Genomic DNA, 21,828 nt, shown 5'->3' with positions numbered 1-21,828 from the left:
TTTATTATAAGTGTTAACCTAAAAATCAGTTAGTTGTAAATAGCGTAAATTGAGCCGCCCACCGCATTTAGTATTTAAACCCTTTAGCCAAATAACGCTACACATTAATATGATAGGCTTTACTGCTTCTGCTTTGGTATTTTGATAAAACAAAACCTATGCAGTGAAATAAAACACCCTCTAGATTGAGTAAAACTCATCCCGCAAACTTTAATACCCCTGACACTCATAATTCATTAATTTAATTCATGTGCATTTTATAAGCTAATAATGCTAGGTTTAATCATCACAATATTGAAGGAAATAATTATGAAACTAGAGTCATTAGCACTGCACCATGGTTACGAGTCTGAAGAAACCACAAAATCAGCAGCAGTGCCTATTTATAATACCTCATCTTACACGTTTGATAACACGCAACACGGCGCTGATTTATTCGACTTAAAAGTACCAGGCAATATTTATACCCGCATAATGAACCCAACCAATGCCGTGCTTGAACAGCGTATAGCTGCAATGGAAGGGGGCATTGGCGCGCTAGCGGTAGCCTCGGGCATGGCAGCTATTACCTATGCTATTCAATGCTTGTGTGAAGTAGGCACTAATATTGTGAGCACCAGCCAAGTATATGGCGGTACATATAACTTATTTTCCCATACGTTACCGCGCCAAGGTATTGAAGCACGCATGATTAAAGCTGATGATTTTAGCGCCTTTGAAGACGCGATTGATGATAATACCCGCGCAGTATTTTGTGAGTCCATTGGTAACCCCGCAGGTAATATTGTCGATATTGAGCGTTTAGCTAACATTGCTCATAGTAAAGGGGTGCCACTTATTGTTGATAATACTGTGGCTACACCGTATTTATGCCGCCCATTTGAGTTAGGTGCCGATATAGTGGTTCATTCACTGACAAAGTATATAAACGGACACGGTACAGCTATTGGCGGTATGATTGTTGATTCAGGTAAATTTGATTGGAAAGCCAATGCCACACGCTTTGCAATGATGAATGAGCCCGATCCGTCGTATCACAATGTGGTCTATACCGATGCCTTTGCAGAAGCAGCCTTTATTGGTCGTTGTAGAGTCGTGCCACTTAGAAATACCGGTGCAGCACTTGCGCCCAAAAATGCATCTGACATTTTAATTGGCCTAGAAACCTTAGGCTTACGAATGGATCGCCACTGCGAAAACGCGCAGCAATTGGCTGAATATTTAGAAAATCATCCTAAAGTACTTTGGGTTAACTACGCTGGTTTAACATCGAGCCCATATAATGCAATGAGCCAAAAAATCACCAGTGGTAAAGCCTCAGGCATTTTAAGCTTTGGTATCGCGGGCGGCCTTGAAGCAGGCACGCGCTTTATTGATGCGCTCAATATGATCTTGCGTTTAGTTAATATTGGCGATGCTAAATCGCTAGCTTGTCATCCTGCGTCAACTACACACCGCCAATTAAATGATGAAGAGCTTGCAAGCGCAGGTGTGAGCCGCGATTTAATTCGCCTATCAGTCGGTATTGAAAACATTGCCGATATTATTGCCGATGTAAGCCAAGCGCTCGATAAAGCATAGTTATAAAATTAAGAACCTTGCGTGAGTAAAGAAGGTGCTTTTGTAGCGCCTTTTTTATTAGGTTTAATTTGCTTGGTTTGTTTTATAAATGCATTTGTATAAAGTTTATTTAAAACGCCGCTGTGTAATTGTTGAAACTTACGTTTAAAAAAAGCTTTTTTAACCTTTGTTTTAGTAGCGCAGCTTGCAATATCGCTCTGTATGTCTGTATTTTGCGAAACAGGGTATGGCATAAGCGAAAAACCATTTACGTGGGTTTCCCAAATATGCTGTAAGTCGCAATCTACAGGGCGGCCAAATTGAGCTGTGGCTTTAAGTAATTGCTTAGCCCCTTCATAGCTTATTGCCGTAGCACAACAGCCAGTCATTAGCTTTTTATGTATGACTAATTGCTGGTGGTTATTTAGGTTTTGCTGATAGGCAATAGGGCGAGTGCGGTTTTCATAAGCGGCGAGTTTAATAAGCTGCCAGGGCTGCTGTAGCTGCTCAATATTTTTTATCGCGTTATGAATGCTGTCATCAATATAAAAGTCATCCTCGAGCACAATCGCGTAATCTAGTTTTTCATCAACTATTTTTTGCCATGCTTTACGGTGGCTTAAATAGCAGCCAATTTGACCATTGCTTAGCGGATAGTGATACTGCTGTTTGTTCAATTGCGGGCTGTAATGTAGGAACTTTTGTTGTGTACTTAATTGTGCGCCATCTACGGCATCAATCCGTTCAAATGACAAGTTAACACGTGCCAGTTGCGTTTGAGTATTTGCGAGTCGCTGCGCGGAGCGCGCTAAGTTTATTACAAATAATGCTGCCATGATGTTCACCCCCTACCGTTTTTAGCAATACTAAAGGGGGGCTGTTACACGCAAGTGGCAAATTTATGGCTTTTTTAAGTCAGCTCGCGGCTGCGCTAAAATGGCGTTTTTTTCTTCTTGGCTGAGGATGATCCAATCAAATATTTCTTCATTAGTTCGCCCGCAGCCAGTGCAATAACCGCTGCGGCGCTCACATATGCCTAAACAGTCTGTTTTTAACTTAGTGTTTGAGTGTGTGGGTTTTTGCATTTAATTTCCTAGCGGTGGAGCAATTTCAAAACGGGTAATATAGCGCGTTCTGCTTTGAGAGGTAAATAAGGTGATAACTGGGTGAGCTTCATCCAAAACAAAGTTACTACTCATTGAGGTTGCTGACTCTTTCGTATTTTCGTACCAGCCTTGTGACGCTACACATTGACGTATTTTATCCACTGTTTGTATATGTAGATTTGTGGCATGGGCTTGTTTGTTTTCACTCGTGCATTGATAACTAAACTGCTTATTATGTTGAGTAATGGTGCAGGTATTGCCTATAAAATGAGTATTAGCATGCCACTGGTTTATAAAATCATTTCCCACTTTATTTGCTTTTACTGCATTAAAGCCGTTAGTGTGCGCATTAAGTAATGTGTTTAGTGGGCTACATGCGTTTTGCGTTTTTACTATTGTAGGCGCAGGGGCTTTTTGGCTTACACAGCCTGTTAGTACCAATAAGGATAAGGCTGTGATAATTGATTTATTCATAAGCAACGCTAAAAGAATTCGATAAGCTGCACCATACGCAACCTATGTAAAAAAATAAATACCATAACGTAAAAAGGCCCATAAAATATGGGCCTGTAAATGCGCTAAAATAAAGCAGCTGTATTATTTATGGCGACCTTGCAGGCATTTTACAACGTCTTCTAGGGCTAAGCCTTGGCGTTGTAGTAATACGGTAAGGTGGTAAATTAAATCAGCCGATTCGTTAGTAAGCTCATCGTTATCGTGTTTCATTGCAGCAAGCGCTACTTCTACGCCTTCTTCACCTACTTTTTGACAGCTACGGCTTAAGTCTTTAGCAAACAATGAAGCGGTGTAGCTTTTTGATGGGTCGTCGTTTTTACGCTCAACAATGACATCTTCTAATTGCGCTAAAAAGCTTAGGCTAGGTTTTGCATCATCACCAAAGCAGCTTTGTGTGCCTAAGTGACATGTTGGGCCTTCTGGATTAGCCAGTACTAAAATTGAGTCGTAGTCACAATCGGTATGCACCGATACTACGTTTAAGTAGTTTTCTGATGACTCACCTTTGGTCCATAAACGTGACTTTGAACGCGAGTAAAAGGTTACCTTGTTACTTTCAAGCGTCACCTTTAGTGCTTCGCTGTTCATAAAGCCTTGCATTAAAATAACACCAGAGCGAGCATCTTGAACAATCGCAGGGATCATTTCGCTTTTAGCAAAATCTACTTGAGTTTGGTTTTGTTGTGTTACTTGCATAGTCTTGCTGCCACTTGGTTATCAGTTAAAAATTGTTTTAATTCGCCAATGTTAATCACATTTTTGTGAAAAACGCTTGCTGCTAATGCGCCATCGACTTCGCTTTGTTTAAATACATCAACAAAGTCTTGCATACTGCCTGCACCGCCTGATGCGATTAAAGGAATATTACATAATGCGCGCATTTTACTCAGCTGCTCATTGTCGTAACCGTTACGTACGCCATCTTGGTTCATACAGTTTAAAACAATTTCGCCTGCGCCTAAGTCTTGTACGCGTTTAACCCATTCCTCGGTTTTGTAACGTGTACGGCTTGATGCATTAGGATCGCCGGTTAATTGATACACTAAGTATTCGCCGGTCACTTCATCGTAAAAGCTATCAATACCTACAACAACACATTGCTTACCAAATTCATCATGCAGCTCTTTTATAAGCTCAGGGCGGGCAATAGCAGGGCTGTTAATACTTATTTTATCAGCGCCACGCTCTAATACACGTGCTGCATCGGCTACTGATTTAATACCGCCAGCCACACAAAATGGAATATCGATGTGGCGGGCAATGCTCTCTACCCAATTTACATCAAGTAGGCGTTTTTCAACGCTTGCGCTGATTTCGTAAAAAACCAGTTCATCGGCGCCGGCATCGCTGTAGGCTTTTGCCATTGTTAAAATATCGCCCACTATTTCGTGGCCTTTAAATTTAACGCCTTTTACTACTTGGCCGTCTTTTACATCTAAACACGGGATTATGCGTTTTGATAACATGCCAACGCCTCCTCAACACTAAATGCGTCATCAAGTAGTGATTTACCTAAAATAACACCACCTACGCCCAGCTCTTTAAGCTTTTTAATGTCATCAAGTGAGCTCACGCCACCCGAAGCTTGTACTTTAATGCTGCTGTTATGGCGAGTTAAATCTTCGTAAAGCTCAAACGATGGGCCCGTCATGGTGCCATCTTTACTGATGTCCGTACATAAAAAGTCAATAACGCCCAAGCTTACATAAAAATCTACAAGCTCAAGTAAACCAAACTCAGATTCACTTAACCAACCGTGCGTAGCAGGTGCCCAGCCCGTGGCTGTTTTATTTACATCAAGGGCAATAACAAAGTGCTCGGCGCCAAATTGTTCAATCCAGGCTTTTACTTGCTCGCGTTTTTCTACCGCCATAGAACCAATAACAACTTGGTTAGCACCGGCTTTTAGCCAATCGCTTACATCTTGCTCTGAGCGAATGCCGCCGCCCACTTGATACGGTACGTTAAGCGCTTTAGTTGCAGCTTGGATATGTTGCCACTGTTTTTTACTTGGATCGCGTGCGCCTTCTAAATCTACAAGGTGCAATTTACCTGCGCCGCTGTCGGCGTATTCTTTTAAACGTGCGCCAAGCTCAAAAGGGTAAAACTGAGCGGTGTCGTACTTACCTTGGTATAAACGAACAATTTGATTTTGTAATACGTCTAATGCTGGAATAATCACAAATAATCTCTTTATTGTTGGTTAATGGGCCGTTTATAACTGCCAATCAACAAAATTTTGTAATAAACGTGTGCCTACTTTTGCACTGCGCTCTGGATGAAACTGCATGCCAGCGTAGTTGTCTTTTGCAACTATGGCTGAAAAGGTTTGGCCGTACTGGCCGCTTACAAGTGTTGCATCGTTTACGGTGTGCGCAAAGCTATGTACAAAGTACACTTGCTCGTCTTTTGTTAAGCCTTTGGTGAGTGCATGCTCTTTATTTACGCTTAAGTTATTCCAACCCATATGCGGCGATGTTAAATTGCCAACATCAAGGGCTTTTACTTGGCCTGGTATTTTACCTAAGCATTGTACGTTACCTTCTTCGGTGCTTTCGCACAGTAACTGCATACCTAAGCAAATTCCCATAAGTGGGCGATGGTATTCGTTTATAGCTTGTTGCCAGCCGTTATCTACAAGGCGTTTCATGGCAACAGATGCATGTCCAACGCCTGGTAATATTGCACGCTCAAAACCAGCTAATTGCTCTGGTGAGGTAATGACTGTTGGCGTTTGACCTAAGCGTTCAAAGGCAAAACGAACTGAATTTATATTGGCACACCCGGTATTAATTATGGCAATCATAAACATCCCTTAGAGCTGGCTGTTTGTTGGGTCGTGTCTTGTGCTACTGCCATACGAAGGGCACGTGAAAACGCTTTAAATAAGCCTTCTACTTGGTGATGACAGTTACCGTCGCTCACCGATAAAATAAGGCTAATAGCGGCATTATCGCTTAAGCTTTTGAAAAAGTGCTCAACCATTTGTACGTCTAAATCGCCGGCTTTTTCACGGCTAAAGTTAGCGTTTAATACAAATGAAGCGCGGCCCGATAAATCAATTTGTGCTTCAGCTTTACACTCATCCATTGGCAGTGCAAAACCATAGCGCGCTATTTGCGATTTAGTGCCAAGCGCTTGTTTAAGCGCGACACCTAGGGCAATACCTATGTCTTCAACAAGGTGGTGCTCATCTATGTGTAAATCGCCTTTCGCTTTAATGTTTAAACCAATGTTGGCGTGGGTGCGAATTTGATCAAGCATATGATCAAAAAAGCCAAGGCCTGTTTCAATGCTACCGTTTTTAGTTTGATCTAGGTTTATGGCCACATCAATTTGGGTTTCTTTGGTGTTACGCGTAACACGGCCTTCGCGATTGGCAGTTGTAAGCTTTGTAACAATGGCAGGCCAGCTACCATCATACAAAATGCCTTCACAACATAAGTTTTGAGCAAGGCCAATATCGGTCTGGCGATCGCCAATTACATATGAACGAGCTAAATCAACTTTGCCTGAGCGCATAAGCTCAGTTAATAAACCTGTTTTAGGTTTACGGCAAGCACAGTTTTGCTCGTCAAAGTGTGGACAAATCAATACCTCGTCAAAGCTAATGCCTTGGCTTTGCAGTATGTCCATCATTTTATCTTGAGCTATATCAAAGTCAGCAGTCGGGAAGCTGTCTGTGCCTAAGCCATCTTGATTAGATACCATTACTAAGCGGTACCCTGCGGCTTGTAATTGTAATAAAGCCGGGATAACACCAGGTAAAAACGCTAATTTTTCTAGGCTGTCTACCTGTTTGTCGGTGATTGGCTCTTCAATTATGGTGCCGTCACGGTCAATAAATAAATAGGGGTTACTCATGATACTTCTTGTCCTGATAAAAGAGGTGAGGTTGCTGGCTTATCAAGGCCATCTAACCAAGTTTTTACTTGCTCAAGTTCTTGCTCATTACCAATGGAGATACGTAGCCAATCGTCTTCACCGTATAGGGTAAACGCGCGCATCACTAAACCTTGTTCAAGTGCTACTTTAAAGTAGTTTTTGTCGGCTAATTTTAAGGTAACAAAGTTACCTTCACCAGTGAGAATTTTTAATGCAGCAGGGGATGCGTTTAACCACTGTACAAGTTTAGCTTTTAAACTATTTAAAATAGTCACTTGGCGGCGCATTGATGTAATTGCATCAGGCGCTATGGCTTGTGCTGCAATACTTGCTACCACACCCGATACCGGATACGGCGCAATCACTTTACGAATAGGTGCAAGTACACTTTCTTGTGCAAGTGTAAAACCGGTTCTTAGCCCTGCAAGCGCAAACGCTTTAGATAAGGTGCGTAGTACCACTACATTACTATATTCGTTAATCAGCGCTGTAGCACTTTGCTCAGGGCAAAACTCAATATAGGCTTCATCAACAATAACTAAGGCTTTACCGGCAAGCGCTGTTGCAATTGCTTTTACTTTTTCAAGGGGGGTTATGCTACCGGTTGGGTTATTTGGATTACAAATAAACACCAATTTTGAGCTGTCCACTGCCTCAACTATTTCATCAACACTGCCATCAAGTAATAACGCTTGGGTTAAGCCATTGATTGCAACGTTGTGCGTATCAGCGGTTACTTTGTACATACCGTAGGTTGGCAAAAATAACGCAATGCTATCTTTTGCAGGTTCGCAGTAGGTACGTACTAAAAGCTCAATGCCTTCATCGGCGCCGCGCGTCATTAATACGTTTTCGCTTTCAAGCTCTGCATACGCAGCATAGCGGTCAATAACCAATTGCGGTTGTGGATCTGGGTAGCGATTTAAATCCTCAATACTCAGTTCAATATTTTTAGCGTACGGGCTTTCATTGGCATTTAACCAAGTTGACCCTGTTAGCTTTTCACTTTTAGCAGAGCTATAGGCAGCAAGGGCTGCAATATTTTGTGGTAATAAGCTAGTCGCTTGTGCGCTCTTATTGCTCATTTTTAATTGCCTCTAAACGAATTGAAACCGCATTTGCGTGTGCATCAAGGCCTTCTGCATCTGCTAGTGGCAAAATAGCTTTTGACAGCTGTGTTAGGCCACTTTTACTTATAGTTTGTACTGTGTAAGTGCGGAAAAAATCAAGCAAGTTTAAGCTTGAATAGGTTGCACTGTAACCGTAGGTAGGTAACACGTGGTTAGTACCCGATGCGTAATCGCCCGCTGATTCTGGCGTGTAGTCGCCAACAAATACCGAGCCTGCATTTTTTACTTTATCTAAGTAAGGTGTTGAATCTGCTAATTGCAAAATTAAGTGCTCAGGGCCATATTGCGCTGATACGTCAAATGCTTGCTCAACAGAGTCCACTAAAATAAGTGATGAATTAGCCAGAGCTTGCTCGGCTGTATCTTTGCGGCTTAACTTAGCAAGTTGGCGTGTAAGTGCCTGCTGCGTTTGCTCAATGATACTTTCGCTGTTACATAATAAAATAACTTGCGAGTCTGCGCCGTGCTCAGCTTGCGAGAGTAAATCTGCCGCTATAAATTCTGGGTTTGCACGCTCATCTGCAATCACTAATACTTCAGAGGGGCCTGCTGGCATATCGATTGCCATACCAGGAATTGTTTGCGCAACAAGCTGTTTTGCCATCGTTACGAAGCTATTACCTGGGCCAAAAATTTTGTTCACTTTAGGCACTGATTCAGTTCCGTAGGCCATTGCGGCAATTGCACCTGCGCCACCACTTTCAATTAAAGTTGTAATGCCACATAACTTAGCTGCATATAATATCGCAGGGTTAATGCTTTCATCACCTTGCACAGGGGTTGCAAGTACGACTGTTTTAGCACCACTTAATTGTGCAAGTACACCTTGCATAATAACCGATGATGGCAGTGGAGCACTGCCACCAGGTACATAAATACCCACAGCTTCGATGGCCTGATATTTCAGTTCACATTCAACGCCAGGTTGGGTTGATAACTTAATATCTTTAGGCAATTGCGCTTCGTGAAAACGTTTAACGTTTGCATAAGCGGTGTCAATTGCGTATTTAAGCTCTGCGCTTAGTGCTTGCTCTGATGCGTTTATTTCATCAAGCGGTACACGTAAACGAGGGTTAGCTCTATTATCAAACTTTTTAGCCATATCAAGTAAGGCTTTATCACCTTGCTCTTTCACATCGCTCATAATTGTTTGGCATATAGCTTCAACCTTGGCGCTGGCAGAAACCGCAGGGCGCATTAGCGCCGCTGCTTGTACTTGTGAAGATTCCTCATTCCAACGAAGCATGGTACTTACTCCATCATTTTTTCAATTGGCATTACTAAAATAGAGTTAGCGCCTAAGGCTTTAAGCTGCTCCATTGTTTCCCAAAATAATGTTTCGCTGCTTACCATGTGAAGCGCTACGTACTCTTCGTTACCAGCAAGTGCAAGTAGAGTAGGTTGGCCAGAGCCTGGTAAAATTTCGCAAATTTCATCAAGTTTAGTTTTTGGCGCGTGTAGCATAATGTATTTGCTTTCTTTAGCTTGTTTAACACCACGAAGGCGCGGCATAAGCTTATTGATTAGCGCTAGTTTGTCTTCATCTTGCAGGTCTTTATTTTGAATTAAACACGCGTTTGATTCTAAAATTGTATCACCTTGAATTAAGCCGTTCGCTTCAAGCGTTGCACCGGTAGAAACTAAATCACAAATTGCATCTGAAAGACCGGCACGTGGGGCTACTTCTACTGAACCTGTAAGCATTACAGTGCTTGCATTAATGCCTTCGCGCTTTAACCACTGCGTTAAAATTTCTGGGTAGGTTGTAGCAATACGTTTGCCTTCAAACCAGCTTTTATCACGTGGGCCAAGCTCTTGTGGCCATGCAAGTGCAAGGCGGCAGTAACCAAAGTCTAGTTTTGCTAGTTTGCTAACTTCGCTTGGTACACCTTGGCGTTCACGTTCGGCTTGTACTTCTACTAGTACGTTTTCGCCAACAATACCTAAATCACAAACACCGTCCATTACTAAGCCCGGAATATCGTCATCGCGCACACGAAGTACGTCAATTGGCATATTGGTTGAGTGTGCAATTAAGCGTTGCTCACGTAGGTTTAATTTAACACCTAGTTGCTTTAGTAAATCTTGACAATCTTTAGACAGGCGACCGCCTTTTTGGATGGCGATACGTAGACGATTTGTGTTACTCATTATTCATTTTCCTTTAATTTAAAAACTAAAAACCCCGAGGGGAACCTCAGGGCGAAAATGAATCAATGTGTTTTGAATCGCCAGAGGTTCCTTTTAGGAATAACCTCTCAGCGAAAGACCTGACAGGTTATTCCGGTGAATGGTGGTGATGATGTACTGTTGTCAGGTTTAAGCGCATTTTTGTATCCTATTTTGCTTACCGCTATTTAGTGAGCGTTAAGCTTTAATCTGTTTCAATAAATTTCGCATTCATAAAAACATAAACCGCCTAGCTTAGGCAAGTTTTTTTTTTACCAAATTAAAGCATATCTTATAACTGCCGATAATATTGAGAGCTAAACAGTATTTTTAGTTGTTTTAATGTTTAAATTGTAGGCAAGTTGGGCTTTATTGGTCAATTTATCTAATTTTTAATAAACAAGTTAAGGAGGGGAGTATGGATATAATGATCCCTTTTTTAGGGAAAATTTCACGGTTAGAGCTTGAACCAAAAAGTACATTTCATATTGCAGGTGTGCAAAATATGCCACAAGCGCAAAAAATTAAGCTTGAAAATGAAAAAAAGCAGACGCTCAACAAAAAAAGATTAGCGCAGGCGCAGGGCAAAAAAAGTGCAAGTGCAGCTAATGAAAAAGCGATTACCGTAGATGATGAAGGGAATGAACATTTAGATACGTGGGCATGAGCTAAACCCTTAATAGTAAAAAGCCACGTACAACTTTTTACTATTAAGGATGTGCTTGCTAGCGTTTTTTAGCTTTAATAATGTAAAAGCTAAATATAACAGCTACGGTAAGTTGCGCTATAAAGCCTTGCCACGTAGATTTTAAACCCAGTAGTGCAATATCAAAGTTTATCGGCATTGAACTAATTGCGACTAAATCAGCCTCTTGTAATGCAATGACAGCTTTACCCATTAATACAAAGGCAAGTGCAAATAATAAATAAGTTGTATACGCAAAAAACTTAGCAATAGGTAACTTAATCGAATATTTAACTAACACCCATGCAATAAGCGCTAATAAAACCACACCCAATGCAAAGCCCATCGCAACCGATGAATACTGTGCTTGCGAGCTTTGCGTTAATAACGACTGATAAAATAATACCGTCTCGAACACTTCACGATATACCGCTATAAACGAGAGGCCCGCGAGCCCCCACAGTGTGCCAGACTCTAAACGCGTATTAATATTTTGCTGAATATATGCCTGCCACTGCTGAGCACTGGTTTTACTGTGCATCCATACCCCAACATATAGCAAAATAATAGCTGCAAATAGGGCGCCTATCCCTTCCATTACTTCGCGGCTAGCACCACTTATTTGTATTAATGTTTGCGCTGCCGCCCATGTTAAGCCACCTGCTATGAGGGCCATTACCCAGCCAATATGAACGTATTTAAGCGCATCTTGGCGTTTGGTTTTTATAAGTACGGTCATTAGCGCTATAACAACTAATAGTGCCTCTAGGCCTTCGCGTAGCAAAATAACTAAACTGGCTGATAGCAAGGCGCCATCACTGAGTGTGGTGTCATTAAGTAGGTTGTTTGCTTTTGTTAATTGTGCAAGTAAAGCGTTAACTTGCTCACTGACAAGCTCGGTGTTTTTTTCATTTTTGAATGTGTTACGTAAGTTCATCAATTGTACTTCAATGCTTTTACGCAAGCTTTCATCGTATGCATTTAAGTTATTTTCTATCAGCTCAAAGCCATCTAAATAGGCACTGATAGCCAGTTCGCTGGCTTTTGCATATTCACCATTAGCATGTGCATTTTGCGCTGCAATAAGTTGCGAGCGTGCAACGCTAAGTGGCTCAGCTTTGTTTTTAAATAAGTGTTCTGGATTACCGCGCAGCCACTTAATAAATTGAACTTGGGCAGGGGATTTATTTTGTGAAAGCTGCGCAGGGTTAAGATTAATGATGTCTGAAGCGCTGATTGTCTGGTTATTGTGTTGCGGCTTAGTTATATCTTGAAAAGCTAAACTGCCTACATAAAAGGCGAGTGACCAACGTTGTTGCTCATTAAATTGGCTAAAAGCAACCATTGGCGTATCGTCTATGCCATTGGATACAGCTTCATATAATCCCATAATTGTGCGATTTGTGGCTCGCTCTTTATCCGTAAAGTTGGTGGGCTTTGGTGTTAACCCTTTAGCAAGTAAGCCATCACCTTGTCCATTTATGCCATGGCACATAGAGCAGTTTTCTGCAAAAAGTGCTTTTGTTTGTTTTAGGGGTAATAAAGATGTAGGCAAAGAAAGCTGTGGCATAAATTCAAGCAAAGACTCCCTAAGCTTTGAGCTGGCAGCACGAACACTCTGTAAGCTTTGTTTATTTATAATGGCGTTATGTAAGGCGCCAGCTTGTATTTTTATATGACTGTATTGATTATTAGCACTGCTTAACTGTGTGGCTAGCGTGCTTATTAAATTTGCAAACTCAGACATTTCTTGAAATTCGTCTTTACTGAGTACCTCGCCTTTTTGCACCGCGCCAACGTAATCAACCCCTACGTATTCTGCAAGTTGTGATATTTGTTTAATTTTAGCTTGCTCAGAAGGCGTTGAGGCAAAAGCAGAAAAACATAAAAAAGTGAGTAAGAACAAAGGAAAGAGAAAAACGTGGCGACGTGTAATGCCATAAAATAACGAAAAAACACTTATATACTTACTGGACATAATTAGCCCTATAAAAAACATTTAAAATTAAAACTATTTTTATTACGCTTAAAATAAATAAAACCGTGCTAAAAATAATCCCCCATAAATAACTAACCCGCAGTGAATAGACTGCGGGTTTAATAAAGAAAACTTAGTGATTTTGATCGGCAGATTTAATACTACTTTGAATGAGAGGAGAGATAGTTAAACCTTGCACAATAATAGAAAATATAACCACAACATAGGTCACAATAACGATTAAATCATGCAGATCACTGCCTGATATAAATACTTGATCACGAGGAATAGCTGCAGCCATAGCTAATGCTAAACCGCCACGTAAACCACCCCAAGTTAAAATTTTAACGCTGTGTTTGTCGTAGTTTTTAAAGCGCTTAAATATTACAAATGGTGCACCAACACTAATAAAACGTGCTAATAAAATAGCAGGGATCATAACGAGGCCTAAGCCAATTTCACCCATTGTTACTGGCATAGTGACAATCAGCATACCAATAATCAAAAATAACAAAGCGTTTAAAAAGCTGTCGGTGGCGTGCCAAAAGTCTTTAATATAGCGCGTGTTTTCAGGCCCTGTGCGCTCGGTTGCTTTTGCGCGAGTAATATTACCTAAAATAATACCACTGGTTACCATGGCAAGCGCGCCTGATATTTCCCATACATTGGCAGCGGCAAAACCCGCAGTTGGAATGGTTAAGGTTATTAATAGGCGTATATTTACATCTTTACAGTTAATAATTAAATAGTGACCCACAAGGGCCATTGCTAAGCCAAACACGATCCCACCTATGGCATCAACAAAAAACAGCTCTGCAATGTCGGCTGGGTTGGCATCGGTGCCAAAAAATGCAACAGAAAACAGCGTAGTAAAAATTACCAAACCAATACCATCGTTAAATAAAGACTCGCCTTCTACTTGTACCGAAATACCTTCAGGGGCGCGTAATTGTTTAATAATTGCCAGTACAGCAATTGGATCGGTTGGGCTTATTAAGGCACCAAAAAGTAAACAATAAATAAAAGGGACGGGCCAGCCAAGAGCGGCAAAAATATAAAAACTTAAATAGCCAATTAAAAAAGTAGAGACTACGGTAGAGAACAAAACTAAAGCGGTTATTTCCCATCGTTGTTTACGCAGTGCCAACAGGTTAATTTCTAAAGCACCTGCAAATAACAAAAATCCAAGCATGCCTTTTAAAAGCAATTCATTAAAATTAATACTGGCTACAATTTGCGTCATTTCTAATGCAGTTGTATCGCCTAATAACTTAACTGAAATAATTAATAACAACGATATAACAACCGAGCCCGTTGTTATAGCAATCGTTGTTTGCATTTTAAGAACATACTGGTTTGCATAAGCAATAAAAATTGCGATAGCAGAGAGAAAACAAATGAGATACCAAGCATTCATTGGCTAACCTTAAATTTATTTTAGAGAACAAAAAAGAGCGAATTAAACGAGCCGTATATTACTCCTGTGACTAGGCTGTGTCACAGTATTTATGGGGCTTTTAGCACTTTTTTTATGTCTTTAGGAGACATATAGTTAATGCAAATTTACTGGTGTTATTGCTTGTAATGAAGAGATTAATACAAAGTTGCCTAGGCAACGTAGTGGCTGATTACTGCCGTTAATTGAATAAAGTAAACGCGGCTATTTTGCGGGTGTAATAGTGTAATTTAGTGTAAATATATGTATACAAATTGTATCTGTTTAAGGTTTTACTGATTTTGTGTGTTTTTTAACCTGTTGTAATTTCTGTTGTTCTTACGTTTCCTAATACTTTACTTGTAAATTAAATGTTTAATTTTCATAACTCAAATTTGTAACATAGGCTTGATCCTTAATCGGGTACAAGTAGTTCCGGTTAATACAAATCCACTACAAACTAAATATTTTGACGGAGCGTAAACGTGAATTTATCAAAAATCACATTAGCAACTTTTGCTGCTTTAACCTTGGTTCAAGCAACAGATGCAGTAGCTGCGAACAAGAAATACCTAAATCAACAAACGGCTTTAAATAACATGATGCAATCAAATTCGGCATCCATTTTATCTACTAGCCCTAAAGACTTGATTGGGTTAAGTGTAAGGAACGAGTTAGTTGTATTAAAAGAGTTTATAAGTAATAACGGTGAAGTAACTCGCCGTTATCAGCAAACATATCAAGGTTTACCAGTAATTGGTGACACTTTAAGCCTTACATTTAAAAATGGCATGCTTAAAAAAGCCCATGGCGCTGCGGTGTACGATATTGAAGGCGATATAAACGATGTAAGTGCTAAATTATCTGTAAAACAAGCCATGCTTCAAAGCCAAAATGTAGGCATAGCTGCAAAAACTAAAGGCTTAAAAAAACACAATGAGAAATCAAGATTAGCGATTTGGGTTGATCAACAAAGTAAGGCGCATTTGGTGTATGAAGTATCGTATGTAACCTACGGCAAATCGCCATCACGTCCTTATCAAATAATCGATGCTAATACCGGTGAGGTTTTGCTCAGCTACGATAACTTACAACATGCTGATGCTACGGGACCAGGGGGGAATCTCAAAACAGGTAAATACATTTACGGTACTGACTTTAGCAACCTAGATGTGTCTCAATCTGGTAACACCTGTGTTATGGATAATGCCAATGTAAGAACTATAAATCTCAATGGCGGTACAAGTGGCTCTGCTGCCCATTCATTTACCTGCCCAGAGAATACAGTAAAAGAGATAAATGGGGCTTATTCGCCGCTTAACGATGCTCATTATTTTGGTAACGTTATTTTTAATATGTATAACGACTGGGTGGGGTCGCCACCGCTAAGTTTTCAGTTAAAAATGCGCGTACATTATTCAAGTAATTATGAAAATGCATTTTGGGATGGCAGCGCAATGACCTTTGGCGACGGGCAAAGCACGTTTTACCCACTCGTAAGCCTTGATGTATCGGCGCATGAGGTAAGCCATGGCTTTACTGAACAGAATTCTGGCTTAATTTACAGCGGTAAGTCGGGTGGCTTAAATGAAGCTTTTTCTGATATGGCTGGTGAAGCGGCTGAGTATTACATGAAAGGCACTAACGATTGGTTAGTCGGGCAAGATATTTTTAAAGGCAATGGCGCGCTTCGCTATATGAATAACCCATCACAGGATGGACGCTCTATAGATAATCAAGGTAGTTATACCTCTGGCATGGATGTGCACTATAGCTCGGGTGTATTTAACAAAGCATTTTATAACCTTGCTACTACATCCGGCTGGGATACTAAAAAAGCATTTGTAGTCATGGCACGTGCGAATCAGCTTTATTGGAGTGCGAGTACAAATTGGGATTTAGCTGGTAACGGCGTTATGGACGCTGCGTGTGACTTAAATTACAACCCAAGCGATGTACAAGCTGCATTGGCGGCAGTGGGAGTTAGTTCAAACCTAAGTGCAGGGAGCGATTGCTCGAGCACGCCTGTGCCTACGGATGAGGCGTTAACAAATAAAGTGGCACGTACGGGGATCAGCGGCTCTGCAAAAGCGCAGATGTTTTTTACACTCGATGTACCAGCGGGGGCAACAGATCTTGAGTTTAATACCGCTGGTGGCTCGGGCGATGCAGATTTATATGTAATGTTTGGAAGTAAACCCACACTGAATACGTATGACTGTAAAAGTACCACCTCTTCAAGCACCGAAAACTGCAGTATTTCGAACGTTCAAGCAGGCACCTATTATGTAATGGTAGAAGCATGGAATGCTATAGCTGATGTATCGCTTACTGGGAGTTTTAACAATTCAACAGGAGGCGTCACACCGATTAACAGAACCGAGTCTAATATTAGTGTTTCAACTAATAGCTGGGCTCGATTTACTCAAGACTTAGGAGCGGGCTATAGTAATTTAACCGTTACTATTTCTGGTGGAAGTGGCGATGCCGATCTTTATGTAAATTATGGTTCGGCGTCGAGTACGTCAACTTATTTGTGTAGACCTTATAAAAATGGCAACAGTGAAACGTGTTCGTTTGATAACCCACAATCAGGTACATGGTACCTAGATTTAAGAGGGTACAGTAATGCAAGCGGAGTAACACTGAGTGTGTCTGCTAATTAAACATTGATACCAGGGGCCTAGTGCCCCTTTTTTAATTTTATGGATACCAGTATTGCCAATTATAAGGAATACCAATGAAACCTTTTAAACTACTAAGTGCGCTGAGCTTATTTACTACAATGGGCGTTGTAGCACAAAGTGAAACAAACAAAGTGTGGGTAAGCATAGATTCAACTGCAGCGGCACATTATGAGTATACCCAGCATGGATTAGTACAAAGATTGCCCTTTGCACAGCACTCAACAAGTGCGCTTGAAAATATAGACTTGGTGAATATACCTGCTGATCAGGTAAATAATCTAAGCGAATTTATGCACCACAATTATAATCGGTGCGGTGGGTTTGTGGCACATGATTCATGGCAAGAGGCGAGCAGTTACGCAACACAATTAGCCGCGGCGCATACTATACAAAATACATTAGCATTTAGTTATTCTATTGATAACGAACAAACAGTACAAAATTTAATGTCATCAATTAGCACCGTTAACCTCGATAGCACTGTTAACTCTTTAACCAGTTTTAATAATCGTTATTACACCTCACAAACAGGGATAGATGCTGCAAATTGGTTAAAAACATATTGGCAACAAATAGCGCAAAGTCGCAGTGATATTAGCATTGCAACTTACCCGCATAATTGGGCACAATCGTCGGTTATAGTGACAATTGAAGGCAATGAAAAAGCAGATGAAATCGTTATTATTGGCGGCCACCTTGATTCGATAAATCAGTCAAACCCAAGCAATGGACGTTCACCCGGTGCTGATGATAACGCCTCAGGCATTGCTGTGCTATCAGAGGCGCTGCGCGCGATTGTACAAACTAATTACATACCACAGCGTACGATTCAAATTATGGCGTTTGCAGCGGAAGAAGTCGGCCTTAGAGGTTCAAGTGACATTGCAAGCAGCTACCAATCGCAGGGTAAAAATGTAGTGGGCATGGTGCAGTTTGATATGACAGGCAATAATGGCAGCCTTGAAGATATAGTCATGATGACTGATTACACTAACAATGCACAAAATCAGTTTTTAGCAGCGCTTTTAGATACCTACTTACCGCAATTAAATTATGGATTTGATCAGTGTGGTTATGGTTGTTCTGATCATGCGTCATGGTATCAGCAAGGGTTTGCAGCCTCTATGCCTTTTGAATCAAAAATGGGCGATATAAACCCACTTATTCACACCCATAACGATAACCAGTTTGATGCTCAACATGCCAGTAAATTCGCTAAGTTGGCAGTAAGTTATGTTGCCGAAATGGCAAAAAATGCCGGCGATACTGCACCCCCTCCTAATAACCAATTAACCAATGGGCAAACACTCAGTGGGATCACTGGGGTTGCAAAAGAGCAGTTTATTTACACATTAGCTGTGCCACAAAGTGCGAGCAATTTAAATTTTATTACGACTGGGGGCACAGGCGATGCAGACTTATATGTACGCTACAACCAAGCACCTACACTGAACGATTATGATTGTAAAAGCACTACCTCAAGTAGTAATGAACGTTGCGATATTAACCCCTCTAGTGAAGGAGTTTACTATGTGATGGTACACGCATGGAATGCGATAGAAAATGTATCCCTAACCGGAAGTTACAATGAAGGGGGGAGTATTGAGCCTATCAATCGGAGCATTACAAACATTAGTGTTTCTGCTGGGAGCTGGCAGCGCTTTAGTCAAAGTTTAAATACGCAGTACGCATCATTAGATATAACAATGTCTGGTGGCAATGGCGATGCTGATTTATATGTAAACTTTGGCACTCCCTCTAGTGATTCTGAGTACTTGTGCAGGCCATATAAAAATGGCAATAGCGAAACCTGTTCGTTTTCTGCGCCACAAACAGGTAATTGGTATATCGATTTAAAAGGGTATAGCAATGCCAGCAATGTCACGTTATCTATAAATGCACAATAACGTGTAAAGGGGTGTGAGCCCCTTTGCAAAATTCTAATTTCAATTGGCTTGCCCTTATAGCCAGGCTTACGTAAAATCTCGCTATTATTTTTTGTAAAGTGACTGGTATTATCAAACAGCTGTTTAGTGCAACCGGGCCGTTAGCGTTATCTTTAGATGGATACACGCCACGCCAACCTCAAATTGATATGGCCGTTGCCGTTAACGATGCATTAAAAAATAGCACGCAGTTAGTGGTTGAAGCGGGGACTGGTACAGGTAAAACGTTTGCCTATTTAGCGCCTGCCCTTAAATCTAAGGGTAAAACAATTATCTCTACAGGCTCTAAGGCCTTGCAAGAGCAGTTATACCACCGCGATTTACCTCAGCTAGTAAAAGCACTTAATGCATCTAAAAAAACCGCACTGTTAAAAGGGCGCGCTAATTATCTGTGCACTTATAGGCTAAACCAACATGTAGCCCATGTACCAACAGACGATCCTGATGTAATGCATCAACTTGCTATGGTTGCAAAATTTGCCAGTGAAACACACTCGGGTGATTTAGCTGATTGTATTGGTATTGAAGAAGACGCCAAGGTACTGCCCTATGTTAATTCGACAGCCGATAATTGTTTAGGCAAAGAGTGTCCAGACTTTCAATCATGTTATATACGCAAAGCGCGTTTAAATGCAGCCGAAGCGGATGTAGTGGTTATAAACCATCATTTATTTTTTGCTGATATGGCAGTAAAAGACTCCGGTTTTGCCGAACTTATGCCCACCGCCGACGCTTATATTTTTGACGAAGCACATCAGCTTAGCGAAATTGCTAGTGACTACTTTGGTGAAAGTATTAGCACTAAAAAGTTGGTGGATTTAATTAACGATTTACGCGCTATTTACCGTGCAGAAATTCCCGATATGCTGCAGCTTGGCAAAAGCCTTAATAAGCTTGAAACCAGTGTGGCTGATTTACGTTTACAGTTTGGTGTAGATGGAAGCCGAGGAGATTGGCGCGAAAAGCTCAGTGATAAATTAATTTGCGCAGCGCTGCATCGGGTAATTAGCGATTTAGACTTTGTTTATCAGGTATTAAAACTGTGCCTAGAGCGAAGTGATAAAATAGAGCATCCGTTTGAGCGCACTTTAGCGTTTAAAGGTCAGTTAGAGCGTGTTTTTGATACCGCACAAACGGGCTTTAGCTATTGGTACGAAACCACGCGGCGCTATTTAACGGTTAATATTACGCCACTTAATGTCTCTGCTAAATTTGCTCAAATGATGAAAGACACCGGCGCAGGGTTTGTATTTACCTCAGCCACGTTATCGGTTGATAATAAGCTCGATCACTTTAATGCAAGCTTAGGTATTACTCCTGCGCAAAGTATGATGGTTGATAGCCCCTTTGATTACCCTAATCAGGCGCTTTTATGCTTACCACGATATTTGCCTGAATCGCACGCAGAGAACATGCCTCACGCAATTATAAAATTAACCCTAGAGCTGATTAAATCGGCTAAAGGGCGTTGCTTTGTGCTGTTTACAAGTTACCGAATGATGCATTTGGTGGCTGAGGGGTTAACCACACAAATGGACTACCCAGTTTATATGCAAGGGCAAATGTCTAAGCGTATAATACTGGAAAAATTTACGCGCCATGGTAATGCGGTATTGTTAGGTACTGCCTCGTTCTGGGAAGGGGTTGATGTACGTGGTAGCACGTTAAGCTGTGTTATTATTGACAAGTTACCTTTCGCAGCACCGGATGACCCATTACTGCAAGCCAAAATGCAAGATTGTCAAATGCAAGGCAAAGACCCGTTTGCTCATATACAGCTACCGCAAGCTGTTATTGCGCTCAAGCAGGGCGTAGGGCGTTTAATTCGAGATAACAAAGATAAAGGCGTGCTGGTTATTTGCGACAACCGATTAGTAACGCGCCAATATGGCCAAGTATTTTTAAAAAGCTTACCGCCGATGCGTCGCACGCGAAGCTTAGAAGATGCAAACACATTTTTAAAACACATTAACTAGAGTACTAAAATGATTAAAAGTAATATTCTTGCCCTAGATGCCTCAACCGAAGCGTTATCTTTAGTTTTACACTTTGAGGGCCAAACATTTCATCATTTTGAAGAATGTCCACAGCAACATAGTCAAAAAATACTCCCTTTAGTTGATGAGCTTCTTAATAAAGCACAGTGTAAATTAAAAGACTTGGACGTTATAGGCTTTGGCCAAGGGCCAGGTAGCTTTACCGGTGTACGCATTAGTGTTGCTATTGCACAAGGGTTAGCTTATTCAGCCAATTTACCATTAGTGGGTGTATCAACCTTGGCAATTATGGCCCAGCAAGCGTACGAACAAACGCAGGCGCCAGTAGTGTATTCAGCTATAGATGCGCGCATGGGAGAAATTTATTTTGCCCAATACCAGGTAAATAACGCACGCATGGAGTTGGTAAATGAAGAGTGTGTTATAAAACCAGAGTTATTAAGCGAAGAGCACATAAACAGTGAAGAGTTACACGCGATTGCCGTTGGCACGGGATTTAAAAGCTACCCTGATGCACTTAAAAACGTTAGCAATATAACCATAAATACAGCCATTACTTTGCCAGATGCTCGCTATATGCTTAGCCATGTAGGCACGGCCTTTTTGAAGGGCGAGGTTGTTAAAGCAAGCGATGCGCAACCTAAATATGTGCGCGATACAGTAACATGGAAAAAACTACCGGGTCGCGAATAAGCACAAGAGTTGCAAATTGGGTGTTTTTAAATCATAATTTT

19 protein-coding genes are annotated in these 21,828 nt (G+C 41.1%); 6 read left to right on the top strand and 13 right to left on the bottom strand.

Features of this window, described 5'->3' with window-relative positions; genetic code table 11:
- Nucleotides 1-309 precede the first annotated feature (309 nt).
- Nucleotides 310-1,581: an O-acetylhomoserine aminocarboxypropyltransferase/cysteine synthase family protein gene (locus AN389_RS01020; RefSeq protein ID WP_055019043.1), complete on the top strand. Its 1,272-nt coding sequence runs from the start codon at nt 310-312 to the stop codon at nt 1,579-1,581.
- An 8-nt stretch (nt 1,582-1,589) separates the two neighbouring features.
- On the opposite strand, the gene AN389_RS01015 is transcribed toward AN389_RS01020, so the two are convergent.
- From AN389_RS01015 to hisG, 11 genes are all read right to left on the bottom strand, one after another.
- Nucleotides 1,590-2,396 carry a glycosyltransferase family 25 protein gene (locus AN389_RS01015; protein WP_055019042.1) on the bottom strand — a complete coding sequence of 269 codons (807 nt, stop codon included), beginning with the start codon at nt 2,394-2,396 and terminating at the stop codon, nt 1,590-1,592.
- A gap of 63 nt (nt 2,397-2,459) precedes the next feature.
- Nucleotides 2,460-2,645, bottom strand: a complete 186-nt coding sequence (locus AN389_RS01010) for a DUF1289 domain-containing protein (RefSeq protein WP_024031736.1) — start codon at nt 2,643-2,645, stop codon at nt 2,460-2,462.
- Nucleotides 2,646-3,140, bottom strand: a complete 495-nt coding sequence (locus tag AN389_RS01005; protein WP_055019041.1) for a lipoprotein — start codon at nt 3,138-3,140, stop codon at nt 2,646-2,648.
- A 123-nt stretch (nt 3,141-3,263) separates the two neighbouring features.
- Nucleotides 3,264-3,878 carry a bifunctional phosphoribosyl-AMP cyclohydrolase/phosphoribosyl-ATP diphosphatase HisIE gene (hisIE, locus tag AN389_RS01000; protein ID WP_054981937.1) on the bottom strand — a complete coding sequence of 205 codons (615 nt, stop codon included), beginning with the start codon at nt 3,876-3,878 and terminating at the stop codon, nt 3,264-3,266.
- Nucleotides 3,869-4,648: an imidazole glycerol phosphate synthase subunit HisF gene (hisF, locus tag AN389_RS00995; protein WP_006793443.1), complete on the bottom strand. Its 780-nt coding sequence runs from the start codon at nt 4,646-4,648 to the stop codon at nt 3,869-3,871. Before hisF ends, hisIE begins: the two co-directional genes overlap by 10 nt.
- Nucleotides 4,630-5,364 (bottom strand): 1-(5-phosphoribosyl)-5-[(5-phosphoribosylamino)methylideneamino] imidazole-4-carboxamide isomerase, encoded by a 735-nt coding sequence (locus tag AN389_RS00990; protein ID WP_055019040.1) that lies wholly within the window; start codon nt 5,362-5,364, stop codon nt 4,630-4,632. The genes hisF and AN389_RS00990 overlap by 19 nt, the downstream gene beginning before the upstream one ends.
- A gap of 33 nt (nt 5,365-5,397) precedes the next feature.
- A complete protein-coding gene (gene hisH, locus AN389_RS00985; RefSeq protein WP_055019039.1) occupies nt 5,398-5,988 on the bottom strand; it encodes an imidazole glycerol phosphate synthase subunit HisH in 591 nt (196 codons plus the stop codon).
- Entirely contained in the window at nt 5,985-7,046 is a 1,062-nt protein-coding gene (hisB, locus tag AN389_RS00980) for a bifunctional histidinol-phosphatase/imidazoleglycerol-phosphate dehydratase HisB (RefSeq protein ID WP_055019038.1), read from the bottom strand. Before hisB ends, hisH begins: the two co-directional genes overlap by 4 nt.
- Complete coding sequence (gene hisC, locus AN389_RS00975; RefSeq protein WP_055019037.1) at nt 7,043-8,152, bottom strand: histidinol-phosphate transaminase; 1,110 nt, start codon at nt 8,150-8,152, stop codon at nt 7,043-7,045. The genes hisB and hisC overlap by 4 nt, the downstream gene beginning before the upstream one ends.
- Nucleotides 8,142-9,443 carry a histidinol dehydrogenase gene (hisD, locus tag AN389_RS00970; RefSeq protein ID WP_055019036.1) on the bottom strand — a complete coding sequence of 434 codons (1,302 nt, stop codon included), beginning with the start codon at nt 9,441-9,443 and terminating at the stop codon, nt 8,142-8,144. The genes hisC and hisD overlap by 11 nt, the downstream gene beginning before the upstream one ends.
- Nucleotides 9,444-9,448: 5 nt before the next feature.
- Complete coding sequence (hisG, locus tag AN389_RS00965) at nt 9,449-10,348, bottom strand: ATP phosphoribosyltransferase (RefSeq protein WP_004586378.1); 900 nt, start codon at nt 10,346-10,348, stop codon at nt 9,449-9,451.
- A 436-nt stretch (nt 10,349-10,784) separates the two neighbouring features.
- Here hisG and AN389_RS00960 point away from each other — a divergent pair, with 436 nt between their 5' ends.
- The gene (locus tag AN389_RS00960) at nt 10,785-11,033 is read left to right on the top strand and encodes a hypothetical protein (RefSeq protein ID WP_055019035.1); all 249 of its coding nucleotides are present in this window, start codon (nt 10,785-10,787) and stop codon (nt 11,031-11,033) included.
- A gap of 58 nt (nt 11,034-11,091) precedes the next feature.
- Here the strand turns inward: AN389_RS00960 and AN389_RS00955 are convergent, their stop codons facing one another.
- Entirely contained in the window at nt 11,092-13,029 is a 1,938-nt protein-coding gene (locus AN389_RS00955) for a cytochrome c/FTR1 family iron permease (protein WP_055019034.1), read from the bottom strand.
- A gap of 133 nt (nt 13,030-13,162) precedes the next feature.
- Nucleotides 13,163-14,446: a sodium:proton antiporter gene (locus AN389_RS00950; protein WP_055019033.1), complete on the bottom strand. Its 1,284-nt coding sequence runs from the start codon at nt 14,444-14,446 to the stop codon at nt 13,163-13,165.
- Between the two features lie 503 nt (nt 14,447-14,949).
- Here AN389_RS00950 and AN389_RS00945 point away from each other — a divergent pair.
- From AN389_RS00945 to tsaB, 4 genes are all read left to right on the top strand, one after another.
- Nucleotides 14,950-17,130 carry a M4 family metallopeptidase gene (locus AN389_RS00945; RefSeq protein ID WP_055019032.1) on the top strand — a complete coding sequence of 727 codons (2,181 nt, stop codon included), beginning with the start codon at nt 14,950-14,952 and terminating at the stop codon, nt 17,128-17,130.
- Nucleotides 17,131-17,204: 74 nt separating this feature from the next.
- Entirely contained in the window at nt 17,205-19,058 is a 1,854-nt protein-coding gene (locus tag AN389_RS00940) for a M20/M25/M40 family metallo-hydrolase (RefSeq protein WP_200911294.1), read from the top strand.
- 98 nt (nt 19,059-19,156) lie between these two features.
- The gene (locus AN389_RS00935; RefSeq protein WP_029772969.1) at nt 19,157-21,073 is read left to right on the top strand and encodes an ATP-dependent DNA helicase; all 1,917 of its coding nucleotides are present in this window, start codon (nt 19,157-19,159) and stop codon (nt 21,071-21,073) included.
- Nucleotides 21,074-21,082: 9 nt separating this feature from the next.
- The gene (gene tsaB, locus AN389_RS00930) at nt 21,083-21,787 is read left to right on the top strand and encodes a tRNA (adenosine(37)-N6)-threonylcarbamoyltransferase complex dimerization subunit type 1 TsaB (RefSeq protein WP_055019031.1); all 705 of its coding nucleotides are present in this window, start codon (nt 21,083-21,085) and stop codon (nt 21,785-21,787) included.
- Nucleotides 21,788-21,828: the final 41 nt, after the last annotated feature.

The organism is Pseudoalteromonas sp. P1-7a (assembly GCF_001401855.1).
In the GTDB taxonomy this organism is placed as follows: domain Bacteria; phylum Pseudomonadota; class Gammaproteobacteria; order Enterobacterales; family Alteromonadaceae; genus Pseudoalteromonas.
This window is presented reverse-complemented; position numbering and strand designations above follow the sequence as displayed.

Excerpts from the sequence above, each read along its gene's own strand:
- AN389_RS01020 (WP_055019043.1), top strand. The coding sequence starts at position 310 with ATGAAACTAGAGTCATTAGCACTGCACCATGGTTACGAGTCTGAAGAA.
- AN389_RS01015 (WP_055019042.1), bottom strand. The coding sequence starts at position 2,396 with ATGGCAGCATTATTTGTAATAAACTTAGCGCGCTCCGCGCAGCGACTC.
- AN389_RS01010 (WP_024031736.1), bottom strand. The coding sequence starts at position 2,645 with ATGCAAAAACCCACACACTCAAACACTAAGTTAAAAACAGACTGTTTA.
- AN389_RS01005 (WP_055019041.1), bottom strand. The coding sequence starts at position 3,140 with ATGAATAAATCAATTATCACAGCCTTATCCTTATTGGTACTAACAGGC.
- hisIE (WP_054981937.1), bottom strand. The coding sequence starts at position 3,878 with ATGCAAGTAACACAACAAAACCAAACTCAAGTAGATTTTGCTAAAAGC.
- hisF (WP_006793443.1), bottom strand. The coding sequence starts at position 4,648 with ATGTTATCAAAACGCATAATCCCGTGTTTAGATGTAAAAGACGGCCAA.
- hisH (WP_055019039.1), bottom strand. The coding sequence starts at position 5,988 with ATGATTGCCATAATTAATACCGGGTGTGCCAATATAAATTCAGTTCGT.
- hisB (WP_055019038.1), bottom strand. The coding sequence starts at position 7,046 with ATGAGTAACCCCTATTTATTTATTGACCGTGACGGCACCATAATTGAA.
- hisC (WP_055019037.1), bottom strand. The coding sequence starts at position 8,152 with ATGAGCAATAAGAGCGCACAAGCGACTAGCTTATTACCACAAAATATT.
- hisD (WP_055019036.1), bottom strand. The coding sequence starts at position 9,443 with ATGCTTCGTTGGAATGAGGAATCTTCACAAGTACAAGCAGCGGCGCTA.
- hisG (WP_004586378.1), bottom strand. The coding sequence starts at position 10,348 with ATGAGTAACACAAATCGTCTACGTATCGCCATCCAAAAAGGCGGTCGC.
- AN389_RS00960 (WP_055019035.1), top strand. The coding sequence starts at position 10,785 with ATGGATATAATGATCCCTTTTTTAGGGAAAATTTCACGGTTAGAGCTT.
- AN389_RS00955 (WP_055019034.1), bottom strand. The coding sequence starts at position 13,029 with ATGTCCAGTAAGTATATAAGTGTTTTTTCGTTATTTTATGGCATTACA.
- AN389_RS00950 (WP_055019033.1), bottom strand. The coding sequence starts at position 14,446 with ATGAATGCTTGGTATCTCATTTGTTTTCTCTCTGCTATCGCAATTTTT.
- AN389_RS00940 (WP_200911294.1), top strand. The coding sequence starts at position 17,205 with ATGAAACCTTTTAAACTACTAAGTGCGCTGAGCTTATTTACTACAATG.
- tsaB (WP_055019031.1), top strand. The coding sequence starts at position 21,083 with ATGATTAAAAGTAATATTCTTGCCCTAGATGCCTCAACCGAAGCGTTA.